This window comes from Anaerocolumna chitinilytica (genome assembly GCF_014218355.1).
Classification (GTDB): domain Bacteria; phylum Bacillota; class Clostridia; order Lachnospirales; family Lachnospiraceae; genus Anaerocolumna; species Anaerocolumna chitinilytica.
Genome location: NZ_AP023368.1, coordinates 4,917,086 through 4,941,624, shown reverse-complemented (window position 1 = coordinate 4,941,624; position 24,539 = coordinate 4,917,086). Strand labels below are relative to the sequence as shown.

The window sequence follows — 24,539 nt, the reverse complement described above, 5'->3', positions numbered from 1 at the left end:
GCAGAGTGAATTACAGTAATATAATTCACACCCTTATTAGGGCATTAAATCATTGCAAGATGATTTTTGCATTGGATTGGTTTATAAAAAGAATATTATTTAGGGAGGAAATGAAAAAATGAAGTTATTCAAAAAGGCATTAAGCATTGCTTTAACCTTGACATTAGTATTTTCATTAGCAGCATGCGGTAGTAAGAACAACAATTCCGGAAACAACGGAAATTCAACAACCGGTAATGCAACTGACACAGCTACACCTACTGCAACAGCAGAAGCATCCGGCTCCGATCAATATGAAGTTGCATTAATCACTGATATCGGTACTATCGATGACAAATCCTTTAACCAGGGTGCCTGGGAAGGTGTTGAAGCTTATGCAAAAGAGAACAGCAAAACTTACAAATACTACAAACCCACTGAGAAATCCGATGAAGCTTATATAACAAGTATTGAACTTGCTATTAAGGGTGGTGCTAAAATCGTAGTTTGCCCTGGATATATGTTTGAAGTTCCTGTTCATACCGAGCAGGCTAAATATCCTGATGTTAAATTCGTTATCTTAGATGGTGTTCCTCACGAAGATGGCGGTACAGCTGATGTAGCAGCTAACTCTTATTCAATCTTCTACGCTGAGCAGGAAGCAGGTTTCCTTGCAGGTTATGCTATCGTTAAAGAAGGTTACACCAAGTTAGGTTTTATGGGTGGTATTGCAGTTCCTGCCGTTATCCGTTATGGTTACGGATTTGCTCAGGGTGCTGAATACGCTGCAAAAGAATTAGGACTTGCTGATGGCAGTGTTGACTTAAAATACACTTATGTTGGTAACTTTGATGCTACTCCTGATAATCAGGCAAAAGCAGCTTCCTGGTATAACGAAGGAACAGAAGTTATCTTCGCTTGCGGCGGTGCTGTAGGTAACTCAGTAATGAAAGCTGCAGAAGCAGCAGGAAAGAAAGTAATCGGTGTTGACGTTGATCAGTCTTCTGAATCCGATACAGTAATTACTTCTTCCATGAAGAACTTAAAGAAATCCGTATATGATGCTTTAGCTGCTTTTTATGGCAACACATTCCCTGGTGGAAAGTCTGTAACTTTGGATGCAACATCTGAAGGTGTTGAACTTCCTATGGATACCTCTAAATTTACAAAGTTCACAAAGGACGATTATACAGCAATTTACAACAAGATTGTTAGCAAAGAAATCACTATCTTAAATGATACAACAGCAGTGGATAAAGACGGAAAAGCAGTTGCAGATGCAAGCGGACTTCCTCTTCAATTCGTAAAAGTTGAAATGATTAAGTAATAGCAGATTTAGAAGATTGTGTAAAAGCGATGAGGGTGCCTATATTTTATAAGTACCCTCATTTTTAAAGAATGCTTAGGAGGACTGTATGGAATATGTCATTGAAATGAATCATATTACGAAAGAGTTTGGTAATTTTAAAGCTCTTGATGACGTAACGCTTTGTGTGAAAAAAGGAGAAGTCCATGCTCTGTTAGGAGAGAACGGTGCTGGAAAATCCACACTGATGAGCGTATTATTCGGCTTATATCAGGCGGAAAAGGGTGAAATTAAGATTAACGGGAAAGCCGTTAAGATTAACAACCCCAATGACGCTAATAATTTGAATATCGGCATGGTACATCAGCATTTTAAACTTGTGCATAATTTCACAGTCCTTGAAAGCATCGTTTTAGGCCGGGAAACTGTAAAAGGCGGTTTCCTTAAAATGGACGAAGCCAGAAAAAAGGTTGTAGAATTAAGTGAGCATTACAAGTTAAAGATAGATCCTGACTCCTATATATCCGATATTACAGTAGGTATGCAGCAAAGAGTTGAAATATTAAAGATGCTTTACTGCGATAATGAGATTTTGATATTTGATGAGCCTACGGCTGTTCTAACTCCGCAGGAAATCGATGAATTGATGAAGATAATGAAGAATCTGGTAGATGAAGGCAAGTCTATCATATTCATTTCACATAAATTAAATGAAATCAAAGCGGTAGCAAACCGCTGTACTGTTCTTAGAAAGGGCAAGTACATCGGCACGATCGATGTTGAGTCTGCCACCAGGGAAACCATGTCAGAAATGATGGTAGGCCGCAAGGTGAATTTTAACCTGGACAAGGCAGAAGAAAAACTGGGTGATGTAACATTAAAGGTAGAGAATCTATCTGTTGCTTCAGCTAACTCCCACAAAAAAGTGGTTAATGATGTGTCATTTGAAGTTCGAAGAGGCGAGATTGTCTGTATTGCAGGTATTGACGGCAATGGTCAGTCTGAACTGGTATATGGAATTTCAGGGTTGATGCCTGTACAGTCCGGAAAAGTATCCATAAACGGAAAAGACATTACGAAGGATTCTATCCGAAGGAGATATCTTGCCGGTATGGCACATATACCGGAGGACAGACACAAGCATGGACTGGTACTGGATTATACCTTACAGCAGAATGCGGTGCTTCAGACTTACTTTGAACCTAGATTCCAGCGCAACGGATTTATCCGTTTTGATGCGATAAGAGAGTATGCCAAGAAATTAATCGGGCAGTATGACATTCGAAGCTCCCAGGAAGAGAACTCCGTTACCAGAGGAATGTCAGGCGGTAATCAGCAGAAGGTTATTATTGCCAGAGAGCTTGACAGAGATCCGGATATCGTATTAGCCGTACAGCCAACCAGAGGACTTGATGTCGGAGCTACAGAATATATTCATAAACAGTTAATCAAGCAGAGGGATAACGGTAAAGCAGTGCTCTTAGTATCCTTGGAGCTGGATGAGGTTATGGAAGTGAGTGACCGCATTCTGGTTATGTATGAAGGTGAAATTGTAGCAGATCTTGACCCTAAGGCAGTTACTGTACAGGAATTGGGACTTTATATGTCCGGCTCCAAAAGAAATATTGCGCAATAATGCCAGTAGACAGTGTGAATTTAAAAGGTTTAATTCACACAAGAACATTATTCATACACAAATTTGAGCTGGCGCCTGAATTTGCAGTGCGTCTGCAGCATGGAGGATAGTTATAGTATGAAGAAGCGGAAATTTGAGTTAAGCAAAGGCGGTAAGGATTTTGCTGCATCAATCGTTGCCATTGCCGCCGGACTTCTTTTCGGATTAATTATATTACTTTTTAGTAATGCACATCAGGCTCTTCCGGCCTTTGGAATGATACTAAAAGGCGGTTTTACGGATGGTTTATCCGGTTTAGCACAGGTATTCTACCTGGCAACTCCCATTATCTTAACCGGCTTATCGGTTGGTTTTGCCTTTAAAACCGGTTTGTTTAACATTGGTTCCTCCGGTCAATTTACTAGCGGAGCATTTGCAGCAGTTTATATTGGTGTAAAATGGACTTTCCTGCCTGGTGGTGTTCACTGGATCGTGGCCCTTCTGGGAGCTTTTATAGCAGGAGCAATCTGGGGTATGGTACCTGGTATCTTAAAAGCAGTTGCCAATGTGAATGAGGTTATTACTTCCATTATGATGAATTATATTGGAATGTACCTTGTAAATATCCTTATTGTAAAGTACGTTTATGACCCTATTAAGAGCCAGTCCGTACCTGTTGCTAAAACAGCGTTAATTCCGAAGGCAGGATTGGACAAGTTATTTCATTCCAATAATATTAATATCAGCATCTTTATTGCCATTGTGGCTGTTATTATTGTTTATATTGTTTTAAATAAAACAACTTTTGGTTATGAGTTAAAAGCCTGCGGACTAAGCCCGGAAGCGAGCCGTTATGCAGGTATTAATTCCAAGAGAAATATTATACTTTCTATGACCATAGCAGGAGCTCTTTCCGGTCTTGGCGGCGGTCTGCTCTATCTTGCCGGCTCCGGTAAATACCTGCAGGTTCTTGATGTTTTAGCACCTCAGGGCTTTAACGGTATATCCGTTGCACTCCTTGGTATGTCTAATCCTATCGGTATTTTATTTGCCGGTTTATTTATTGGACACATTACTGTCGGCGGTAATAATATTCAGCTGTTTAACTTTGTTCCGGAAATTGTTGATATTATTATCTCCACCATCATTTACTTTGGAGCTTTTGCTCTGTTAATCAAACACTTATTTGACAGGTTCCGCAGAAAATCTTCTGAAAGCGGCGCAGCAAAGGAGGCAAAATAATGGGAATATTATATTTTATTGTACAGCAGACCATGTTTTTTGCTATTCCTCTTCTAATCGTTGCTTTAGGAGGAATGTTCTCAGAGCGAAGCGGTGTTGTTAATATCGCCTTAGAAGGTATCATGGTTATGGGTGGATTCTTCGGAATCGGCTTTATGCATATTTTTGAAGGGAAGATGAGCGGGCAGCCCTTGCTGTTACTTGCACTTGTAATCTCCGGTGTCAGCGGTGCAATATTCTCCCTGCTTCATGCCTTTGCTTCCATTAATTTAAAAGCTGACCAGACAATCAGTGGTACTGCTCTTAACATGTTTGCTCCTGCCTTTGTAGTATTCGTAGCAAGAATGGTTCAGGGCGTGCAGCAGATTCAGTTTAAAGATACATTTCATATCAATAAAGTTCCGGTTCTTGGAAGTATACCTGTTATCGGACCCTTACTGTTCCAGAATTGCTATATTACGACCTACGTGGGCCTCGGAATAGCGATTTTATCCGGCATTGTAATCAGCAAGACTAGATTTGGTTTAAGACTTAGAGCCTGCGGTGAACATCCTCAGGCTGCGGATTCCGTTGGTATTAACGTGTACAAGATACGTTATGCCGGTGTTATGATATCCGGTGCATTAGCCGGTATCGGTGGTCTGGTATTTATCGTACCTACCTCTACCAATTTCAATGCAACCGTTGCCGGTTATGGTTTCCTTGCCTTAGCTGTTTTAATCTTCGGTCAATGGAGAACCAATAAGATTATTGCTGCAGCATTCTTCTTTGGTATTATGAAGACCTTTGCCTCTGCTTACTCGGTAGTGCCGGTGTTAAGAGATCTTCCTATATCAAATGAAATATATAAGATGATACCCTATATCGCAACTCTTATCATTCTTGCATTTTCCTCCAAGCATTCTCAGGCTCCCAAAGCTGAAGGTATTCCTTATGATAAGGGAAGCAGATAATTATTAAAAGCAGATAATTGAATCAAAAAAATCACCGCTTAAGTTGTAAGGTTAAGCGGTGATTTTTCATTTCTACAACTGAGCTTTTTGACCCTTTTGTCCTCTTTTTCTTAGGCGGACTTTTTTTATACTCAATTCTTTCTCTTTGAGTATAAAGAATTCGTCGGTTGCTTTCGGGATAGTAGTTAATACTACGGAGTCGCCCTTATCCAGTTCTATGGATTTAACGCCGCGACCGGTCTTTTTCATTTCAGGAATTTCATCTAACAGGAAGCCAAGAGAGGTTCCCTTTTCTGTTAGAATAATTACCTTTGAGTTCTTGTCGAGAGCTTCTGAGGCTGATAACATAATCACATTAACGACCTCGTCCTCTGCCTCTAATTTTGTGGCAGATATGGCAGTTCGGTTTGTCTCAAATTCAATACCGGATACAAGCTTAATATAACCGGACTTGGTGGAGAATACAAGCTGGGACTCAAATAACTGTTCGAAGGAAGTGTAAACCAATATATTTTCTTTATCTACCTTGCATAGGGTATGGATCAGAACGCCCTTATCCTTAATTTTGCATTTCGGAATCTGGGATACTTTTACCTGATACATATTTCCCTCAGCCGTGAACAGGCAGAGCTTATCAGTGTTTTTGCACAGTATAATATGGGGATATTCCTTTAAGGTATCCTCAGAGATTCTGGAATAGGAAACGTTATCGATGGATTTGGTATATCCGAATCTGTCAATCAGGATATAAATATCCTCGATTTTTACTTCTTCCACGTAGTCTACGTTGGCAATAGAGGTAAGCTTTGTTCTTCTGGGTATGTTAAAGGTCTTTTTGTATTCTTTCAAAGTGTTCTTAATAACTCTGTAGAGTTCCTTGGTATCACTAAGTATTAATTTATATTCTTCAATACTTTTTAATAAAGAATCATTTTCTTCATGGAGTCTCAGAATCTCCAGGCCAATCAATCGGCTTAGGGGCATAGCAAGAATTGCCTCTGCCTGCCGTTCGGTAAAGTCAAGGGTCGTTGCCTGCTTTTCAGAGGCTTTTGACTTAAACTTGATGTCGGTAATATCACCCGATGTCAAACAACTCTTGGCTTGTCCGATAGAAGAACTGCCTCTTAATATTTCAATAATTAAATCAATGACATCTGTTGCACGGATTAAACCGCCTACAATCTCCAGCCTGTTTTCAGCTTTTCCCAGAAGATGCTCATATTCTTTGGTATAAAGCTCTTCCTGAAAGGTGACGAATTCTTTTAACAGGGCTTTCAGTGAGAAAGTTACCGGTTGCTGGTCTTTAATTGCAAGGATATTTACACCATAAGTATCTTCCATTAATGTCTTTTTATAAAGACCGTTTAACAGATTCTCCGTATCTCTATCCTTTTTGACTTCAATCACAATACGGATTCCTTCTTTTGAAGACTCATCCCTTACATCATAGATTTCATCGAATACTTTATCCTTCATCAGATTGACAAGATTCTCTACCAGCTTTGTTTTATTACCGGCTACGGTATAGGGAATCTCAGTGATAATAATATTTTTACGTCCGTTTTCACCGTTTTCTATTTCGGTTAAAGCACGAAGACGAAGTTTACCTTCACCGGTTTCGTAGATGTTCCTGATATCCTCCTGGTTGATAATCATACCGCCGGTAGGAAAATCAGGACCGGGAATGTATTTCATAAGCTTGTCCAAGGTTATTTCGGGATTATCCAGATAAGCAATGGCACCGTCTATGACTTCGGCCGGATTGTGGGAAGGTATATTAGTTGCCATTCCTACGGCAATTCCGGTTGAGCCGTTAATTAAAAGATTGGGAATCATGGCAGGGAGTACTACCGGTTCCTTTTCGCTGTCATCAAAGTTCGGAATAAAAGGTACTAATCCCTTTTCCAGATGGTCCAGCATGGTCATGGCACCTTCTGAAAGTCTGGCTTCCGTATAACGCATGGCAGCACTCCCGTCGCCGTCGATAGAACCGAAATTTCCATGACCGTCTACCAGCGGGATGGACATGGAGAATTCTTCTGTCATACGTACCAGTGCGTCATAGATGGAGCTGTCCCCATGGGGATGATATTTACCCATAGTATCACCTACTATACGGGCACTTTTACGGTGGGGTTTCGCAGGTTCAAGACCAAGTTCTCTCATGGCATAAAGTATACGTCGTTGCACCGGTTTTAATCCGTCCCTTACATCTGGGATGGCTCTTGAGACAATAACGCTCATGGCATAATCCCGGAAGGAATTTTTCATTTCTTCCGAAAAATCCAATTGGATAATGTTTTCTGTATTTGGTTTCATGGTTTCTCCCATTTCTTTTCAAGGTTTTTGTATAGGAAGCTGAATGCCGGTTAAATATCCAGCTTGGCGTATTTGGCTTCCTCTATAATAAAACTCCTTCTGGGCGGAACATTATTGCTCATCAGGATAGAAGTAATCTCGTCAGCTTCTACCGTATCACTGATAGTGACCTGGGCGAGGATTCTGGTTTCAGGATTCAGGGTGGTTTCCCAGAGCTGGGAGGCATCCATTTCACCAAGACCTTTGTAACGCTGGAGGTTTAGTATTTTATTCTCTTTTATTTTACGGAACTTCTCCAGTTCAAAATCATTAAATAAATATTCCGATTGTTTCTTTTTTTTGCTCTTTCCGGAAGTTTCGTATTCTACTTTATATAAAGGAGGAAGCCCTCTGTAAACCTTTCCTTCCAAAATCAGCTCAGGCATAAAACGATAGAAAAAGGTAAGAAGAAGAGTACTGATATGGGCCCCGTCTACATCGGCATCGGTTAAGATAATAATCTTGTTGTAACGGAGTTTATTAATGTCAAAGTCATCACCAATTCCGCAGCCAAAGGAAGCAATCATGGACTTGATTTCATTATTGACAAGTATTTTCTCAAGGGAAGATTTCTCTACATTCAGAATCTTTCCGCGCAGGGGAAGCACAGCCTGGGTACGGCGGTCTCTGGCGGTCTTTACCGTTCCGCCGGCAGAATCACCTTCGACAATATAAACTTCACATTCCTCTGCTTTTTTGGAAGAGCAGGATGCAAGCTTTATTTTAGCGTCAGAATCAGAGATCTGCTTCAGTACGGCTAGTCTTGCTTTATCACCGGCTTTTCTGGCGTTGTAGGACTTCATGGAATTATCGATAATTCGTTTTAGAACTTCTATATTCTTATCAAAGTAGCGCTGTACTTCGGAGGAAAAGACTTCATCCACCGCACTCTTGGCATCGGTATTGCCAAGCTTCGTTTTGGTCTGTCCTTCAAATTGGGGATCAGGGTGTTTGATGGAGATGATAACTACCAGACCGTTTCTGATATCTTTTCCATCCAGATTTTCATCCTTTTCTTTTAGGGTGCCAAGCTCTCTGGCATATTGGTTGATTACACGGGTAAGGGCAGTTTTAAAGCCGGTTACAAGGGTACCGCCGTCTACAACATTGATTCGGTTGCAATAAGCATTTATCTGCTCAGTATAGGAATCTGTATATTGAAATGCAACTTCAACTTCTACCTCACCGCTCTGACCGCAGATATAGATAGGCTCATCATGAAGTACAGTTGACTCGCGATTTAAGTAAGATACAAAGCTTTTTATTCCGAATTCTTCCTGGTAGACTTTTTCTTCACCGGTGGTTTCATCCAGAAAATGAATAGCAAGATTTTTATTGAGGTAAGCAACCTCTTTTAATTTCTTTTTAATGGTATCGGATTTGAATTCTATTGTCTCAAAAATGGTATCGTCGGGGTAGAAGGTAACCTGTGTTCCGGTATCGCCTTTATTGCATTTACCGATCACCGGCAACAGACCATCCACAAGCTCTGTAATAGGATGGCCGCCGTTAATATATTCGTCCTGATATATTTTACCGTCTTTACGAATCTCGACTATCATACGTTTTGATAGAGCATTCACAACAGAGGCACCAACACCGTGAAGACCTCCGGATACTTTATAGGCGGTTCCGCCAAACTTTCCCCCGGCATGTAAAATGGTATAAACCACTCTGGCGGTGGGAATCTTTTTCGTAGGGTGTATGTCAACAGGAACGCCTCTTCCGTTATCTCTCAGAGTTATTCCGCCGTCTTTTCTAAGTATTACATTGATTTTTGTGCAAAAGCCTGCCAGATGCTCATCTATTCCGTTATCAAGAATTTCCCATATAAGGTGGTGCAGACCTCTTGAGCCGGTGCTTCCGATGTACATGCCGGGACGCTTCCTGACAGCCTCCAAACCTTCTAAAACTACAATCTGACTGCCGGTATATTGTTCCATACATTTATTTCCTTTCATAAAATCGTCAATAGGCTTATTCTAACATATTTAAAGTTTAAAATCCAGCAATTTGGACTATCTTCCCACTGATGAGCACTTGAAAAAGAGAGTGAAAAGGAATCCGGACTGAGTGTTATCGGTCGGATTCCTTTTCTTTTAATTGCAGGAGAGTAATCTCATTTTGCAGCATTTCTTTAAAGACATCTACCAGGTTCTGATTCTTGGAATAGAGGCAGGTAGAGAAATCTTTATCCGTTATTTCGCCGGTCAGCACTTTGCTGGAATCTACGATAAGGCGAACCTGGCGCTTTACCTGTTCCTTTCTGTGAATTACGGCACCGTCAAAGCCTGACGGACTATCAGTCAGAATAACAACTTTCTTCTTATCGTCTATCAATTTCAGAATATCCTGACGTATAATATCCAGGATATCGGAGGACACACTGATATAGATTCGGCTTTCGGTTTCATTTAAAAGGTTACGGAGCTTATTTATAATGTGTTCTTCGCCTTTAATGGTGATGTACCCATCAGTTTCCTTCTTCCTTTCAGGAAGATTTGGGATAATCCGGCTTCGGATAGCACTTAATTTATATATCACATTATTGCTGAATTCTTCAAAAGCAACTGCTGTATATCTGGTTACACTGCCCTCCATTACAAAGGCGGCTCCTTTTTCTACTAATCCAGCTAATGCGTTATAAGTGTTGGAACGGGAAATTCCTGTAAGCTTGGCAACTTCATAGCCCGTAAGCTCACCATTAATCTGCAAGGTCATGTAAATAGTTGATTCCTGTCTGGTAAGTCCAAAGGACATAAACTGATCGATTAATTCCATAATAATATCCTTCCTGTATGGTATCAGGTATAAGTTTATACTTAATATACATAAAAGTAAATAGAGTATTGAAGCTGGTTACATATTGTAATTAAGTTTCAGGTATGCTATAGTTGGGCTGCTTTATTTCAACAGTGAAAAATTGAAACGCTCAAAGGGATCTATTATAGCATAGGATACACCATATGGAGAAAAACATGATGAAAACATATAAATATGATACGCATGTACACACGAAGGAAGGAAGTGCCTGCGCAGATATAAGCGGCAGCAGGCAGGCAAGACTTTACAAAGAACTGGGATATGACGGCATTATCATAACCGATCATTTTTACAATGGGAATACGGCAGTATCCCGTAAGCTGCCCTGGGAACAGTGGGTAAATGGCTTTATAAAAGGTTATGAGGAGGCATATGAAGAAGGGAAAAAAATTGGGTTATCTGTCTTTTTTGGCTGGGAAGAAAGTATTAAAGGAATGGATTTTCTGATATATGGCCTGAATAAAGACTGGCTTCTTAAAAACAGGGATATTCTTGGAATGGATATTGCCGAGCACTACAATAAGATAAAGAATGACGGCGGTTTTATCGTACATGCCCATCCCTTCCGTAAACGGTATCTGCTGGAAGATGTAAGACCAACCCCTGAGTTTGAAGATGCGGTAGAGATTATAAACGGTGGTAATAGAGAAGCAATTTATAACAAACTGGCAGGCGAATATGCAATGCAGTGGCACAAGCCTGTAACGGGAGGGTCCGATGCACATCACAAAAAGGACAAGCATATAGGGATTGTATTGGATTCGCCTATCAATAATATTAAAGAATACTGTGATGTAGTAAGAGAAGGGAAAATAACAAAGATACTGGACTGTTGATAAAAATTGTATATTAAATATTATTGACAAGAGTAGAACATTGTACTATAGTGTTCCTTAAAAGAAACAATAATAAATTACGACGTTAATTATAAATTATACGAAAGCAAAAGTTAAGATGCAGAAAGGAAGAGTGCTAAAATGAAGACACCATTTGTTACAAAAGAACAGCTTGAAGCCATTGTAAAAGAATATCCCACCCCTTTTCATTTATATGATGAGAAAGGAATCAGAGAGAATGCCAGAAAATTAAAGCAGGCATTTTCCTGGAATAAAGGCTTTAAAGAATACTTTGCTGTGAAAGCCACTCCCAATCCTTTTATTCTTCAGATATTAAAAGAAGAAGGCTGCGGGGCAGATTGCTCTTCTTTGACAGAATTAATGATGTCAGATGCTCTTGGTTTTAGGGAAAGCGATATTATGTTTTCTTCTAATACAACTCCCTCGGAAGAATTTATAAAAGCGAGCGAGCTGAATGCAATTATAAATTTGGATGATTATACCCATATAGATATATTAAACGAACTGACAGGCATTCCAAAGACAATCTGCTGCCGTTATAATCCTGGCGGAGTGTTTACTATAAGCAATGGAATTATGGATAATCCCGGAGATGCTAAATATGGCTTTACCAAAGAACAGCTGATAGATGGCTACAAGAAGCTTATGAGTCTTGGAGCAGAGGAGTTCGGAATTCACTCGTTTCTTGCCAGCAATACGGTAACCAATGAATATTATCCGGTGCTGGCTAAGATTCTCTTTGAACTTGCCGTAGAATTAAATGAGAAAACAGGTGCTAAGATCAAATTCATCAATCTGTCCGGCGGCGTGGGAATTCCCTACAAACCGGATCAGGAGCCCAATGACATCCTGGCCATCGGTGAAGGGGTCAGAAAGGCTTTTGAAGAGGTGCTGGTACCGGCAGGTATGGGAGATGTAGAAATTTATACAGAATTAGGGCGATTTATGCTTGCACCTTATGGACATCTGGTAGCAACAGCAATTCATGAAAAGCACATTTACAAAGAGTATATTGGCCTGGATGCCTGCGCGGTAGATCTTATGAGGCCGGCTATGTACGGAGCCTACCATCATATTACTGTCATGGGGAAAGAGAATGAGCCTTTGGATCATATGTATGATGTGACCGGTTCCCTTTGTGAAAATAATGATAAGTTCGCAATTGACCGCATGTTACCGGAGATTGATAAGGGAGACCTTATTGTTATCCATGATACAGGTGCCCATGGTTATGCTATGGGGTATAACTATAACGGCAAATTAAGATCTGCAGAGCTTTTGCTACAGGAAGACGGTTCGGTAAAGCTAATCAGAAGAAAAGAAAGTCCTAAGGATTATTTTAGTACCTTTGATTTTTGTGATGTTTTAAAGGATATAAAATACTAATTAAAACTTAATTGCTAAATTATATATGTTTATAAAAAAAGCAGAGTCTGCAGCATTAGATATAATGTGCAGGCTCTCTTTTTGATCCGGGAGTTCTTAATAGTTTTTATATGACATTAGAATCGTATGAAAAGTGGAGAACTTGGAGAAATTAACACAGAGGTTTTAATAGTTTTTGTTCAAAAAATACAACTGGCTGTAGAAGTAAAAAGATAAAGAATTTTACATATAATGGAATTGCGGATAAAAAATATTGTATTTACTCTTAATTTAATAGGTCTAGTGGCCGATAAATATTACATAGCAAGTAGAAAGAAAGCAGTTAGGTGGTGAAAAGAATGCGAATCGATGCATATAACAAAATTTCACAAGTATATCAAGCCAGTAATATTCAAAAGGTATCCAAGGTTACAGGCGGTTCAGAAAAAGATAAGTTAGAGATTTCCAATACGGCAAAGGATTACCAGATTGCAAAACAAGCGATTAGTCAGATTCCCGATGTACGTGAGGATAAAGTCAATGCAATTAAGAAACAGATACAGTCAGGCACTTATAATGTCAACATGGAAGAAGTAGCTTCCCATATTGTTGAGAAATATTTTGAGAAAACCATATAACCAGATGTATTTATAGAAAGAGGTTTGGCTGTGGCTAGTTTAATTGAAGAATTAATCATAACATTAGAGCAGGAATGCGAGATTTATAAAGAGCTTCTTCCGGCTGCCAGGGAAAAAACACAGATAATCGTAAAGAATGATATTAAAACTCTTCAGGAAATAACAAACAAAGAACAACTCCTGGCAGACAGGATAAATGCCCTTGAAAAGAAAAGGGAAGAAGTCATAAAGAATATAGGTGTAGTGGTCAGCAAAGACCCGAAATCAATCAATATCCGCACTGTCATACAAATGATGGAAAAACAGCCGGCTGAGAAAGATAAACTGATCCAAATTCATGATGCTCTGAAGCGAACGATACAAAATCTCGCAGAAATTAACAATCACAATAAATCCTTAATACAACAATCCCTGGAGATGATAGAATTCAATATGAATTTTATACAAAGCGCCAGAGTCTTGCCGGGCAATAATGGGTACAACAAGGGTGCCAATCAGGTGGACGCTTATCCCGACCAGGCGGGGATGTTTGATGCGAAGCAATAAATGATACAAATGAAGAATAATACAAAAGCAGGTGAAATATTATGAGCTTATCAAGCAGTTTACAGGTAGGGGTTTCCGGACTTACTACAAGCCAAAGCGCACTTAATACAACGGCACACAACCTTGCAAATGTGGGAACTAAAGGTTATACCAGACAGCAGGTAGTAATGTCTGACTTCGCATACCAAAAATGGGGAGTAAACCACATATCGACCCTCCAGACAGGTCTGGGCGTGGACATCGAAACTGTAAGACAGGTTCGTAGTATGTTCTATGATAAATCATACCGTACAGAGGCCGGAAGACAAGGTTTTTATCAGACCCAGTATGAGACGGTACAAGAAGTGGAGAGTATGTTCGGAGAGACAGAAGGAGTCGCTTTTCAGGATTCCTTAAATGATTTGTGGACTTCCTTACAAGAACTTGCCAAGGAACCCGCTGCTATTGAGGTTCGTGCTTCTCTTCTTGAAGATGCAAAAAGTTTTTTAGAAAGAGCAGATAATATATCCAAGCAGTTAAGTGACTATCAGGTAAACTTAAACCAGCAGATTTTAGATAAAGTAAATACCGTAAATGATATTGCAAATCAGATTAATAATTTGAACAAAAAGATATCCTTATATGAGAGCAATGGGAAAGAACATGCCAATGACTTGAGGGATGAAAGAAATAACCTTTTGGATGAACTGGGAGGTATCGTTAATATATCCTATAAAGAGAATTCTGATGGAGTTGTAACAGTTATGGCAGAGGATATGCCACTGGTTACAGAAACCGAGACCTACAAGATGGGCGTGGCGAAAGTCAATGAATCTTCCGACCTGCTTAAACCTGTATGGACCGCCTTTAACAGAGACGTATACCGTATGGACTTACCTATATCAACTGAGAATAATACGGATATAGGATCTCTGAAGGGATTATTGGTTTCCAGAGGTGCTGCGAAAGCGAATTATACAGATATGCCTGTAAAACCAGTCAAAACAGCCAGTATGAGCGATACGGATTATCAGGCAGCCCTAAATGCTTATGATGACGATGTAAAGGAATACAATAGTACTGTCAATGTCTCTGTTATTATGACAGTCCAGGCTCAGTTTGACCAGCTTATTCATGGGATTGTTACTTCTATTAATGATGTTTTTTCACCTAATAAAGAAGTGACGGCCGGTGGCAAGACGTTTAAGGTCCTTGATACCGATAACGCACCTTATGGTATGGACAAGCCGAATTATACCCAGGGAGAAGCCTTATTTAACCGCAAATCCGTACCCAGGTATAGAGATCCTGATATGTCAGATCCTGCTGAGAGCTTACTGCCTGCCGGAACAAAAATTTATGTGGAGGAAGATCCGGATAATATCTATTCCTTATTTACATTGGGAGAGATAGAAATCAATTCGGAGATATCCAATAATTATTCGAAACTTCCTTTGAATTCAGGAAAAGGAACAGCAGGTGTCGATCAGAAATCAGCAGATAAATTACTAGCATTATGGAAACAGCCTTTTGCAGCAATTTCACCTAACAGTCTTGCAGTATCGACCTTCAAGGACTATTATACCAATTTCACCGGAGAGCTGGCAAACAGGGGAAATGAACTTAACAATACGAGTCAGAATCAGGCGACTATGGTTAAGAATATTGATGATCAGAGACAGGCAATTGCCGGAGTATCCTCGGATGAGGAATTGACCAACCTTATAAAATATCAGCATGCATACAATGCTTCCTCCAGGTTTATAACTGTGATTGACCAGATGATGGAACATATTGTAACAAGACTATAAGAGAAGGAGAAGAAAGATGCCGTCAACATTTTTTGGACTAAACATCGGAACATCCGGATTATATACATATCAGGCAGCTATTAATACCACCTCCCATAACATATCCAATACGGAAACAGATGGTTACACGAGACAGGTCTTAAATCAAAAAGCAGCCGCAGCAATAAGAACAAATAACTCTTACGGTATGATGGGAGCGGGTGTAACAGCAACCAGTATTACACAATCAAGAGATGCATACTATGATTTGAAATATCGTAAAACCAATACAGCAAACGGAGAATATGCAGCCAAGCAGTATTATATGACGGAAATAGAGAACTATTTTAATGAAGTAAGTCTCAAAGGATTTACAACTTCTTATAATTCCATGTTTGACAGTCTCCAGGAATTATCTAAAAATCCTTCCAGCGGAACAACAAGAAACCAATTGGTAAACTATGCACAGAATTTAACGGAATACTTCAATGGAATGGCTAATAGTCTCACGAACATACAGCAGGAATGCAATTTTGAAATTAAGACACAAGTGGACAAGGTTAATTCCCTGGGGCAGCAGATAGCTTCCGTAACCCAGCAGATTAATACCTTAGAAGCCGGAGGCGGTACGGCAAATGATTTAAGAGACCAGAGAAACAATCTAATAGACGAATTATCCGGTATCGTAAATGTTTCCGTCACTGAAAATGTAGTAGGGCAGAATGTAGGTGTCACAAGCTATGTTGTTAAAATCGAAGGGCAGACCCTTGTTAATACCGGTGATTACAATACCCTTAAAGTAGTACCCCGGGATGAAAAGGTAAATCAGAATGATGCGGACGGACTATACGAAATAAAATGGGATAACGGTAATAATTTTGCTTTCCAAAACAACACTTCTCAAGGCTATTTAAGTGCACTTTTTCAAGTTAGGGACGGAAATAACCAGGAATATTTAAACGGAGGAGTAACCGCAATAAGTGCGGATAAAAAGACGGTAACACTCGGAGCTACCAGCATTAACGACATTGAAAAATTGAATATACCCTCCGAGGGATATATCACAATAGATAATCTGCAGTATAAATATAATAGTTTTAACGTTACTACCAATGCCAGTGGGAATCTGGAATATAAATTCAACCTGGAGAATCCCACTAATGACACAGTGGGCAGCTCCGCATCCATTGGAGAGAGTATTGATTACAAGGGAATTCCTTATTATATGAGTCAGCTGAATGAACTGGCAAGGACATTTTCAGAGAGCTTTAACAGCATTCATAAAACTGGTTATGATTTAAACAATAACAAAGGAAAGAATTTCTTTACCGGTAAGATTCCGGCTACCGGAGCTGATTATGACCTTGATGCAGTAGGTTACTATAATCTTACGGCGGCTAATTTCTCTGTATCATCGGAAATCTTTAAGAACCCGTCCATGATAGCAACCTCTGGTAAAGAAATCACAAATGGCGTAGAGGATAAGACGGTTGTCGATGCTTTAATCGCATTAAAAGATAAAGCTTCCATGTTTAAACAGGGAACACCGGCATCATTTTTCCAGACAATGGTCGCAGAAGTTGGAATTGATTCTAAAAAGGCTACGAATAATGCGAAGAACCAGGCAGATATCCTATCTGTTATCAGTAATCAAAGATTATCTGTATCGGGAGTCGATGTCGATGAAGAGGCAATGAATCTGGTAATGTATCAGAACGCCTATAATATGTCAGCTAAGGTCATCTCTGTTATGAATGAAATATACGACAAATTAATCAATGGTACTGGAGTATAAAAGAACAGCCTGACAGAGTTTTAGCATTACCTTACGGTACTTATCTTAATAAACGGTTGATAGAAAATTTCATAAAAGAAAGGATGCCAGACAGGATTCCTTCAACTGGGCTTTAGGCACAAAGGGTATACAGATGAGAATAACCAATAAAATGATGACGAACAATCTAATGTCAAATATCAATAAAAATAAAAACCTCATGAATAAACTGGACGAACAGTATTCTACGGGTAAAAAAATACAACGGCCTTCCGAAGACCCGATTGTTGCAGTCAGAGCTCTAAAATTACGAACCAATTTATCTGAATTAAACCAGTATTACGAGAAGAATATTCCGGATGCCAAGTCCTGGATGGATGTAACAGAAGAAGCTCTAAAGAATATGAATGATATAGTATCTAAGATAAACAGCAGCTGTGTTCAAGGGGCATCGGACTCCCTGACCGCTTCCGACAGAAGCAGTATTGAGGAAACCTTATCTGAGATGAAGAAGCAGATATATCAGGAAGGTAATGCAAATTATGCCGGACGATATGTCTTTACAGGATATAAGACCAATTCAACATTGAGTTTTGAACAGGATACATCTATAAGTTATACCATTACCGAGAATTTAACCGGTGAAAATCTGGATGCAATAACAAAAGTATCTTATGGAGTAGGAGGAAGCCCTGATACCAATGCGCCTTCCACCATAAATACACATAGATTGCGGCTTTCTTATGAGAACCTGGATTCAGCAGTAGATGCCAGCGGTAATCCCAATGTTACAATAAGCTATGTAGATAAAAACGGGACCCCGGGAACCATCGCCGCAGGGAACATACAACTGGCCTCCTTATCAAATACCAGTATTGACCCATATAGTCCTGCTGCCGGAAAAGTAAACTACATTCCTGAAACAGGTGAGTTAATATTATCCGATACCGTATATGCAAGCTTGCAAGGTGCAAAAGAAATCAATGTAACCTATGGAAAAAATCAATTCGAAACCGGAGATTTAAAACCGGAGAATTATTTTAACTGCAAGGACAATACCAACAACATAACCTATACAGTATCCGATCAGCAGATACAATATGAGATTAATTTTAACCAGAGCCTCACTGTAAACACCCAGGCAAGGAATGCTTTTGACCAGGGAATAGGCAGAGATATCGATGAGATAATGTATGCTGTAAATGATGTGGAATCTGTTGAAAACAAAATCGCAGAAGTCAAGAAGAATCTGGAAGATAAAAGCCTGACACAGACACAGATTGACCAGCTGAATAAAACGTTAACCAATCTTCAGACCGAATTCAAACTTAAGACAGATGTCATGCAGGACAAGTTCAACAAAGGAATACTTGGAAGTAAAAATGCACAAGATAAATTAAATACAGCGGTGGCAGACTTAGGTACACGTTCTGTAAGGCTTGACATGACGGAAGACAGACTATCCAGCCAGCAGACGGATTTTGAAGATTTGATGTCCAACAATGAAGATGCGGATATCGCAGAGACATATATTAAGCTGAATTCAGCGCAGATGATATATAATGCATCTTTAAATGCAACAGGAAAGACAGTAAAGACGAATTTACTGGATTTCTTGTAAAAACACTTTGAAATAGAAGGTTTTGGATTAAGGGATGATAGTTCAGGTGTTTAAGGAAGGAAGGACAAGCATAAATGCTTATAAGGACGAAACATTTTGGTGAAATTGATTTAGAAGAAAATAAGATCATAGAATTTCCACAGGGAATTATGGGTCTCGAAGGATATAATAAATATACTATTCTTTATGATATTGAAGAAGGTGAGAAACCAACTATTTCATGGCTCCAATGCATCGAAGAACCTGGGCTTGCAATTCCGGTTATGAATCCTTTGATTGTGAAATCGGATTATAATCCAACGATAGAAGATGCATTGTTAACCCCTTTAGGAGAAATGAGCAATGAGAATGTACTGGTGTTTGTATCAGTCACAGTTCCTGAAGATATGACGAAGGTCACAGTTAATTTGAAAGCACCTTTTATCATTAACTCAGATACTCGAAAAGGGTGTCAGATCATGGTTGAGAATAATGATTATCCTGTGAAGTATAACATCTATGAAGCCATCCGCAAAATGAAAGAGGCAAGGAAGGAGGATTAGCATGTTAGCGCTATCCAGAAAAATCGGTGAATCAATCATAATCGGTAATGACATAGAACTGACTATTCTTGAAGTAAAGGGTGATCAGGTGAAGATAGGGATAAATGCTCCTAAGTCAATTCCTGTTTATCGCAAAGAAATTTATTTGCAGATTACGGATTCGAATAAAGAAGCGGCGAGCAGTGAGGCTACGGTTGATATCTTAATGAATCTGTTCCAAAAGTAATCTCACAAAATCTAAACGTGGATTAAGAAGAGGATATAAACAATATAGGATAAAATGCCGATAAAAAGAGAAGCAGAACAATATAGGGCTAAAGTCAATTATCAATAAAGAACTATAGGTAATATAAGCAAGGACGCTTAAGAGTAATAATAACATGGAGGTGGATTGATATGGCAATTGAAAGTGTAACAACAGGTGTTTATAACGACACGGTCAATAGGAAGGAACCCGTTTATACTTCAGGGTCTCCTGTAAAACAGAATCAAGCAAGTACAGTGAATGTTTCAGCTAACCCGGCTCCTGCAGTAATTTATAAGGATAATGAATCCGATGGCTCTCAGAGCAATACGGCAGGAAAAAATAATGATGATGCAGCAAGACAAATTCGTGCAACAATAGCGGAAGCTAATTTTAAGGCAACAAGAACGAGATGTGAATATTCTGTAGATGAAAAGACTAATAGGATCTCCATCAAAATGATCGATGAAGAAACCGATGAAGTTATCAAAGAAATACCACCGGAAAAAAGCCTTGAAATGTTAGCAAAGGTCTGGGAACTGGCGGGAATATTGGTAGATGAAAAACGCTAGGAAGGATGTGAATAAATATGGCAATAAGAATGTCAGGATTGATATCAAACTTAGATACTGATTCTATTATCAAAGAGCTTATGACGGCAAAGTCAGCCAAAAAGACGAAGCTTGAACAGCAGAAGACAAAACTGGAATGGAAACAGGAAAAATGGGCTGATCTGAATACAAAAATCTATAAGCTATATACAGACCAGCTTTCTAAAGTTCGTTTGTCAGGTAATTATAGTACGAAGAAAGTAATTTCAGGAAATGAAAATTTAGTTACAGCAACTGCAACAACAGCTGCAGGAAGCGGAACCCATACCATTGAAATAAAAAGCCTTGCTTCTGCCCAATATATAACAGGAGCACAGGTTGAGAACTTAAAAAGCAGTGATACTCTGGCATCCAAAGGAATAGCAGCAGGTACTATTATACGTGTTACAGTGGGAACGGGTGATAGTGCTGTTGTGAAGGAACTGGAGGTTAAAGATGGCACGAGTATTACCGATTTTGTAAATACTATGAAAGATGCTGGTCTGAATGCAAGTTTTGATGAAAGTCAAGGAAGATTTTTTATCAGCAGTAAAAAGACCGGACAAGCAGGAGTATTTTCTATAGCAACTTATTCAGCTGACCCTGGGAAAGCAGCCGCCCTTACAACAGCAGCAGATAAGCTGAAACAAGAAGCGGGACTTACAGATGACCAGGTAACTGCTTACCGTACTTTATTGGTGGATTTGAATAATAAACAGAAGACTTACGACTCGGTCAAAGATGTCACTTCATGGTCAAAGCTCCAGGATGCTAAGCAAAAGGTAGCCGATATGGAGGAGGGTTTCTATAAGCAAAAGGCTGGACAGGAGATAATCTCAGAACGTTTAGCAGAACTAAAACTTGCAGCTACGGATGAAAATGCTGCTGCTTATAAGGACTACAAAGATGTTGAGACTGCTGTACAGAGGAGCTATTATAAACTTGATGTTGATGGTAAAGTAATGGTTCCGTTAGAATTTACACCGGCAGCTTTAAGTAACGCAAAAAGTGCTCTGAGACAGCAAGCAACTGCCACTATCGATCAAAAAATGAAAGATGGAACACTTGTCTATAATGATCCGGATCCGGCTAAGAATGTGGCTGCAAGAAACGCTGATATTGATGCAGAATACAAAAGGCTTTATGAAACATATGGAGCCACAGAGGAGGAAGGGTTAAATAATAAGGCGAAAGAATCCTATCAGAAGTCTTTGGATTCAGCACTTTCAAATGCAGCCAAAGCTTATATAGCAACGGATGCAGGAGCGGCTAAGGTAACGGCCAGGGCGGCTGATTTGAAAGCGGAAACAGGAGCGGACTCTATATCCGGTGCCGTAGGTGCATATAAGACGGCCCTAACCGACTATATAGGGACTCCGGTGACATCAGCACCGGCGCTTCTCTCTAATCTTGGCTTAGCAGATATGAAGGTTGATGTATCCGCAGATGGTAAGACTACTACAGTGTCTCCGGTAGCCGGAGGTCCAACTGGGTTTATATTAAAGGGTTCCACGGATGCCAAGGTGAGTCTTGATGGAGCGGATATGACAGTCACAGGCAATACTCTTACAGCTGCAGGTGTTACATATAACCTGAAGGGCGCCCAGGTTGGTACAACGGTAAGTATTAACGTGACAAATGATTCTCAGTCGGTTTATGATATGATCAAAGGGTTTATAAAGGGCTATAATGATGTACTAAAAGAAATGAACACCCTGTATAATGCAGATTCCGCTAAGGGTTATGAACCTCTGACAGATGATCAGAAGCAGGCTATGTCTGATAAGCAGATTGAATTGTGGGAGGATAAGATTAAGGATTCGCTGCTTCGTAGAGACGATAGCCTGGACAGTGTAATAAATACCTTTAGAACCAGTCTGCAGGGAGGAATTACCATTGGCGGCAAGAATTATACTCTGGCATCACTTGGTATTGTAACGGGTTCTTATACGGAAAAGGGTCTATTACATATTGAAGGAGATTCGGAGGACGCTGCGTATTCTTCCAAAACTAATAAGTTAATGGACGCGCTCTCATCAAATCCGGAGGCTGTTGCAAATGCATTGTCAGGTATCTTCGGACAGTTGTCCTCTGGTTTGCAGGATAAGATGAAGTCTACTTCACTCAACAGTGCGCTTACCTTTTACAATGACAAGGAAATGAAAAGCCAGGTTACACAATATACCAAGGACATAAAGGATTGGACAACAAAATTGAAGGATATTGAGGACAGGTATTATAAGCAGTTCTCAGCTATGGAAACAGCTCTTGCTAAAATTCAATCCAGCACCAAATCTTTAACGAACCTAATCGGTGGTTAAATAATTCGTTTTTGAGAAGTAACAAATTAAAGAAAAAGTGAAACAATTGGAGGGTTTAGAATGGCAATCAATGCAGCATCTACTTATCAGAACAACGCAATCAAGACAGCTTCCCCGGCTGAGCTTACTTTAAGCCTTTATGAAGGAGCAATTAAATTCTCCAATATGGCTTTGATGGCTATTGAGAGTAGTGATACAGAAAAGTGTCATATTAATATTGTAAAAGCAGAAAATATTATTATGGAGCTGCGTTATACTCTGGATCATAAGTATCCGGTAGCAAAGGAATTTGAAAAAGTATATGATTATATTTATCGATGCCTTGTGGATGCTAATGTAAAGAAGGAGAAGGAAATCCTGGAGGAAGCCCTTAGCTATATCAGAGAAATGCGTGACACTTGGAAAGAAGTTATGAAAGTGGCAAAAGCACAGTAAGAAAGTGAGCAAAATGTCAGAAAATCAGAATGAAGTTTATATCCGTATTATGTTAGATACCTTATATAAAAAAGACAAACTTCTTACCTCTTTAATAGATATTACCAGGGAGCAGGAAAGGCTGTTAGAGGAGAAGGAGTTTTCTATGGACAGTTTTGAGAGCTTGATGGAGGATAAAGAGAAGTTTATCGTTGAGTTAAACCAGTTGGAGGATGGCTTTGAGGCTTTGTACCAACGGTTGGTTAAGGTACTTCCGGAGGCTTCAGGTCTGTGGGAGAATATTCAAAAAGCGCAGCAGTTAATACGCAGCATAATGGATAAAAGCATGACTCTTCAGGCCTTAGAGGCTAGGAATAAGGAGAGGCTGCTCCTCTATCTGGCAGGTAAACGTCAAGAAATAAAAAGTTTTAAGTCTGGCAGCAAAGCTGCGGAATTATATCAGCATAACATGGTCAATCAGCATCAGGATGGACAGTCTTACTTTTTAGACAAAAAAAAATAAAAAAAATCATTTTAGATATAAAGTATTGCTAAATGATGTCGATATATATACTAAGTAAAGAAAATTTACTTAAAAACAACGGCAGCACGGATGCTGCTGAACATTCAAGGAGGAAATTATTATGGTAATTCAACACAATATGGCTGCAGCCAACACAAACAGACAGTTAGGTATTACAGGATCAGCTCAGGCTAAATCTACAGAAAAGTTATCATCCGGTTACAGAATCAATCGTGCAGGTGATGATGCAGCAGGACTTTCTATTTCTGAAAAAATGCGTGGACAGATCAAAGGTTTAGAGCAAGCATCTACAAATGCACAGGATGGTATTTCACTTATTCAGACAGCAGAAGGTGCTTTAAATGAAACACATTCTATTCTGCAAAGAATGAGAGAACTCACAGTACAGGCATCTAATGATACAAATACCAGCGTAGACCGTACTGCTATCACAGAAGAATTAGGACAGCTTACAAACGAAGTTACAAGAATCGCAACACAGACAGAGTTCAATAAAAAAGTGTTGATGAGCGGTGACTATTCTGCAACAGGCTCTATGATAACACTTCAGGTTGGTGCAAATGGCGCACAGAGTATCGGATTCAATATCAGTGATATGCAGGCTAGTGCATTAAGCATTGATAGCGTAAGCAGCAATGTAAGTGCATACAGCGCAGCTACCAATCAGATTTCTGTAATTGATGCAGCTATTGCAAAAGTATCTTCCCAGCGTTCTACTATGGGTGCTATGCAGAACCGTTTAGAGCATACCATTGCTAATGCAGATAATACTGCTGAGAATCTTACTGCAGCAGAATCCCGTATCCGTGATGTTGATATGGCTAAAGAGATGGTTACATACTCTAAAAATAATATCTTACAGCAGGCTGCTCAATCAATGCTTGCACAGGCTAACCAGTCAACACAGGGCGTACTTTCTCTGTTAAGATAATTACCTAAAATAAGATACAATAATAAAACAAAAGAGCCTAAAATAGGCTCTTTTGTTTTATTATTGAAAGAATTAAGGAGAAAGGTAAAATAGCCGATATATTCTTA

At 39.5% G+C, this 24,539-nt stretch carries 21 protein-coding genes; 18 read left to right on the top strand and 3 right to left on the bottom strand.

The window, feature by feature from the left end; all coding sequences use genetic code 11:
• The first annotated feature begins 118 nt into the window (after positions 1-118).
• The 4 genes from bsdcttw_RS21515 (at position 119) to bsdcttw_RS21500 (ending at position 5,095) form a co-directional block, all read left to right on the top strand.
• The gene (locus tag bsdcttw_RS21515; RefSeq protein ID WP_185256837.1) at positions 119-1,306 is read left to right on the top strand and encodes a BMP family lipoprotein; all 1,188 of its coding nucleotides are present in this window, start codon (positions 119-121) and stop codon (positions 1,304-1,306) included.
• Between the two features lie 88 nt (positions 1,307-1,394).
• Entirely contained in the window at positions 1,395-2,921 is a 1,527-nt protein-coding gene (locus bsdcttw_RS21510; RefSeq protein ID WP_185256836.1) for an ABC transporter ATP-binding protein, read from the top strand.
• A 117-nt stretch (positions 2,922-3,038) separates the two neighbouring features.
• Complete coding sequence (locus tag bsdcttw_RS21505) at positions 3,039-4,142, top strand: ABC transporter permease (protein ID WP_185256835.1); 1,104 nt, start codon at positions 3,039-3,041, stop codon at positions 4,140-4,142.
• Positions 4,142-5,095: an ABC transporter permease gene (locus tag bsdcttw_RS21500; protein WP_185256834.1), complete on the top strand. Its 954-nt coding sequence runs from the start codon at positions 4,142-4,144 to the stop codon at positions 5,093-5,095. Before bsdcttw_RS21505 ends, bsdcttw_RS21500 begins: the two co-directional genes overlap by 1 nt.
• A gap of 72 nt (positions 5,096-5,167) precedes the next feature.
• On the opposite strand, the gene bsdcttw_RS21495 is transcribed toward bsdcttw_RS21500, so the two are convergent.
• From bsdcttw_RS21495 to bsdcttw_RS21485, 3 genes are all read right to left on the bottom strand, one after another.
• Positions 5,168-7,414, bottom strand: coding sequence for a DNA gyrase/topoisomerase IV subunit A (locus bsdcttw_RS21495; RefSeq protein ID WP_185256833.1), 2,247 nt, complete (start codon positions 7,412-7,414; stop codon positions 5,168-5,170).
• Between the two features lie 50 nt (positions 7,415-7,464).
• Complete coding sequence (locus bsdcttw_RS21490) at positions 7,465-9,396, bottom strand: DNA gyrase/topoisomerase IV subunit B (RefSeq protein WP_185259914.1); 1,932 nt, start codon at positions 9,394-9,396, stop codon at positions 7,465-7,467.
• A 133-nt stretch (positions 9,397-9,529) separates the two neighbouring features.
• Positions 9,530-10,234: a TrmB family transcriptional regulator gene (locus tag bsdcttw_RS21485; protein ID WP_185256832.1), complete on the bottom strand. Its 705-nt coding sequence runs from the start codon at positions 10,232-10,234 to the stop codon at positions 9,530-9,532.
• A 197-nt stretch (positions 10,235-10,431) separates the two neighbouring features.
• Between bsdcttw_RS21485 and bsdcttw_RS21480 the strand changes: the two genes are divergently transcribed.
• The 14 genes from bsdcttw_RS21480 to bsdcttw_RS21415 all read left to right on the top strand — a co-directional run bounded on the left by bsdcttw_RS21480 (position 10,432) and on the right by bsdcttw_RS21415 (position 24,432).
• On the top strand, positions 10,432-11,112 hold the full coding sequence (locus bsdcttw_RS21480) for a PHP-associated domain-containing protein (protein WP_207726449.1): 681 nt from the start codon (positions 10,432-10,434) through the stop codon (positions 11,110-11,112).
• A gap of 141 nt (positions 11,113-11,253) precedes the next feature.
• Positions 11,254-12,519, top strand: a complete 1,266-nt coding sequence (locus tag bsdcttw_RS21475; RefSeq protein ID WP_185256830.1) for a diaminopimelate decarboxylase — start codon at positions 11,254-11,256, stop codon at positions 12,517-12,519.
• A gap of 338 nt (positions 12,520-12,857) precedes the next feature.
• Entirely contained in the window at positions 12,858-13,136 is a 279-nt protein-coding gene (gene flgM / locus bsdcttw_RS21470) for a flagellar biosynthesis anti-sigma factor FlgM (protein ID WP_185259913.1), read from the top strand.
• 30 nt (positions 13,137-13,166) lie between these two features.
• Entirely contained in the window at positions 13,167-13,682 is a 516-nt protein-coding gene (locus bsdcttw_RS21465; RefSeq protein ID WP_185256829.1) for a flagellar protein FlgN, read from the top strand.
• A gap of 41 nt (positions 13,683-13,723) precedes the next feature.
• A complete protein-coding gene (gene flgK, locus bsdcttw_RS21460) occupies positions 13,724-15,472 on the top strand; it encodes a flagellar hook-associated protein FlgK (RefSeq protein WP_185256828.1) in 1,749 nt (582 codons plus the stop codon).
• A gap of 16 nt (positions 15,473-15,488) precedes the next feature.
• Positions 15,489-17,246: a flagellar hook-associated protein FlgK gene (flgK, locus tag bsdcttw_RS21455; protein WP_185256827.1), complete on the top strand. Its 1,758-nt coding sequence runs from the start codon at positions 15,489-15,491 to the stop codon at positions 17,244-17,246.
• 133 nt (positions 17,247-17,379) lie between these two features.
• Positions 17,380-18,846 (top strand): flagellar hook-associated protein FlgL, encoded by a 1,467-nt coding sequence (gene flgL / locus bsdcttw_RS21450; protein WP_207726448.1) that lies wholly within the window; start codon positions 17,380-17,382, stop codon positions 18,844-18,846.
• A gap of 74 nt (positions 18,847-18,920) precedes the next feature.
• Positions 18,921-19,388 (top strand): flagellar assembly protein FliW, encoded by a 468-nt coding sequence (gene fliW / locus bsdcttw_RS21445; protein ID WP_185256825.1) that lies wholly within the window; start codon positions 18,921-18,923, stop codon positions 19,386-19,388.
• A 1-nt stretch (position 19,389) separates the two neighbouring features.
• Positions 19,390-19,614, top strand: a complete 225-nt coding sequence (gene csrA / locus bsdcttw_RS21440) for a carbon storage regulator CsrA (RefSeq protein ID WP_185256824.1) — start codon at positions 19,390-19,392, stop codon at positions 19,612-19,614.
• 170 nt (positions 19,615-19,784) lie between these two features.
• A complete protein-coding gene (locus tag bsdcttw_RS21435; RefSeq protein WP_185256823.1) occupies positions 19,785-20,204 on the top strand; it encodes a flagellar protein FlaG in 420 nt (139 codons plus the stop codon).
• A 17-nt stretch (positions 20,205-20,221) separates the two neighbouring features.
• Positions 20,222-22,543: a flagellar filament capping protein FliD gene (fliD, locus tag bsdcttw_RS21430; protein WP_185256822.1), complete on the top strand. Its 2,322-nt coding sequence runs from the start codon at positions 20,222-20,224 to the stop codon at positions 22,541-22,543.
• Positions 22,544-22,603: 60 nt separating this feature from the next.
• Positions 22,604-22,978 carry a flagellar export chaperone FliS gene (fliS, locus tag bsdcttw_RS21425; RefSeq protein ID WP_185256821.1) on the top strand — a complete coding sequence of 125 codons (375 nt, stop codon included), beginning with the start codon at positions 22,604-22,606 and terminating at the stop codon, positions 22,976-22,978.
• A 13-nt stretch (positions 22,979-22,991) separates the two neighbouring features.
• Positions 22,992-23,480 (top strand): flagellar export chaperone FlgN, encoded by a 489-nt coding sequence (gene flgN, locus bsdcttw_RS21420; protein WP_207726447.1) that lies wholly within the window; start codon positions 22,992-22,994, stop codon positions 23,478-23,480.
• Between the two features lie 121 nt (positions 23,481-23,601).
• On the top strand, positions 23,602-24,432 hold the full coding sequence (locus tag bsdcttw_RS21415) for a flagellin N-terminal helical domain-containing protein (RefSeq protein WP_185256819.1): 831 nt from the start codon (positions 23,602-23,604) through the stop codon (positions 24,430-24,432).
• Positions 24,433-24,539: the final 107 nt, after the last annotated feature.

What these genes read in the sequence shown, in the direction of transcription:
- bsdcttw_RS21435 (WP_185256823.1), top strand. Translation starts at nt 19,785, where the DNA reads ATGGCAATTGAAAGTGTAACAACAGGTGTTTATAACGACACGGTCAAT.
- bsdcttw_RS21480 (WP_207726449.1), top strand. Translation starts at nt 10,432, where the DNA reads ATGATGAAAACATATAAATATGATACGCATGTACACACGAAGGAAGGA.
- fliS (WP_185256821.1), top strand. Translation starts at nt 22,604, where the DNA reads ATGGCAATCAATGCAGCATCTACTTATCAGAACAACGCAATCAAGACA.
- flgM (WP_185259913.1), top strand. Translation starts at nt 12,858, where the DNA reads ATGCGAATCGATGCATATAACAAAATTTCACAAGTATATCAAGCCAGT.
- bsdcttw_RS21490 (WP_185259914.1), bottom strand. Translation starts at nt 9,396, where the DNA reads ATGGAACAATATACCGGCAGTCAGATTGTAGTTTTAGAAGGTTTGGAG.
- flgN (WP_207726447.1), top strand. Translation starts at nt 22,992, where the DNA reads ATGTCAGAAAATCAGAATGAAGTTTATATCCGTATTATGTTAGATACC.
- fliD (WP_185256822.1), top strand. Translation starts at nt 20,222, where the DNA reads ATGGCAATAAGAATGTCAGGATTGATATCAAACTTAGATACTGATTCT.
- bsdcttw_RS21415 (WP_185256819.1), top strand. Translation starts at nt 23,602, where the DNA reads ATGGTAATTCAACACAATATGGCTGCAGCCAACACAAACAGACAGTTA.
- bsdcttw_RS21495 (WP_185256833.1), bottom strand. Translation starts at nt 7,414, where the DNA reads ATGAAACCAAATACAGAAAACATTATCCAATTGGATTTTTCGGAAGAA.
- bsdcttw_RS21475 (WP_185256830.1), top strand. Translation starts at nt 11,254, where the DNA reads ATGAAGACACCATTTGTTACAAAAGAACAGCTTGAAGCCATTGTAAAA.
- bsdcttw_RS21505 (WP_185256835.1), top strand. Translation starts at nt 3,039, where the DNA reads ATGAAGAAGCGGAAATTTGAGTTAAGCAAAGGCGGTAAGGATTTTGCT.
- fliW (WP_185256825.1), top strand. Translation starts at nt 18,921, where the DNA reads ATGCTTATAAGGACGAAACATTTTGGTGAAATTGATTTAGAAGAAAAT.
- flgK (WP_185256827.1), top strand. Translation starts at nt 15,489, where the DNA reads ATGCCGTCAACATTTTTTGGACTAAACATCGGAACATCCGGATTATAT.
- flgL (WP_207726448.1), top strand. Translation starts at nt 17,380, where the DNA reads ATGAGAATAACCAATAAAATGATGACGAACAATCTAATGTCAAATATC.
- flgK (WP_185256828.1), top strand. Translation starts at nt 13,724, where the DNA reads ATGAGCTTATCAAGCAGTTTACAGGTAGGGGTTTCCGGACTTACTACA.
- csrA (WP_185256824.1), top strand. Translation starts at nt 19,390, where the DNA reads ATGTTAGCGCTATCCAGAAAAATCGGTGAATCAATCATAATCGGTAAT.
- bsdcttw_RS21485 (WP_185256832.1), bottom strand. Translation starts at nt 10,234, where the DNA reads ATGGAATTAATCGATCAGTTTATGTCCTTTGGACTTACCAGACAGGAA.
- bsdcttw_RS21500 (WP_185256834.1), top strand. Translation starts at nt 4,142, where the DNA reads ATGGGAATATTATATTTTATTGTACAGCAGACCATGTTTTTTGCTATT.
- bsdcttw_RS21515 (WP_185256837.1), top strand. Translation starts at nt 119, where the DNA reads ATGAAGTTATTCAAAAAGGCATTAAGCATTGCTTTAACCTTGACATTA.
- bsdcttw_RS21510 (WP_185256836.1), top strand. Translation starts at nt 1,395, where the DNA reads ATGGAATATGTCATTGAAATGAATCATATTACGAAAGAGTTTGGTAAT.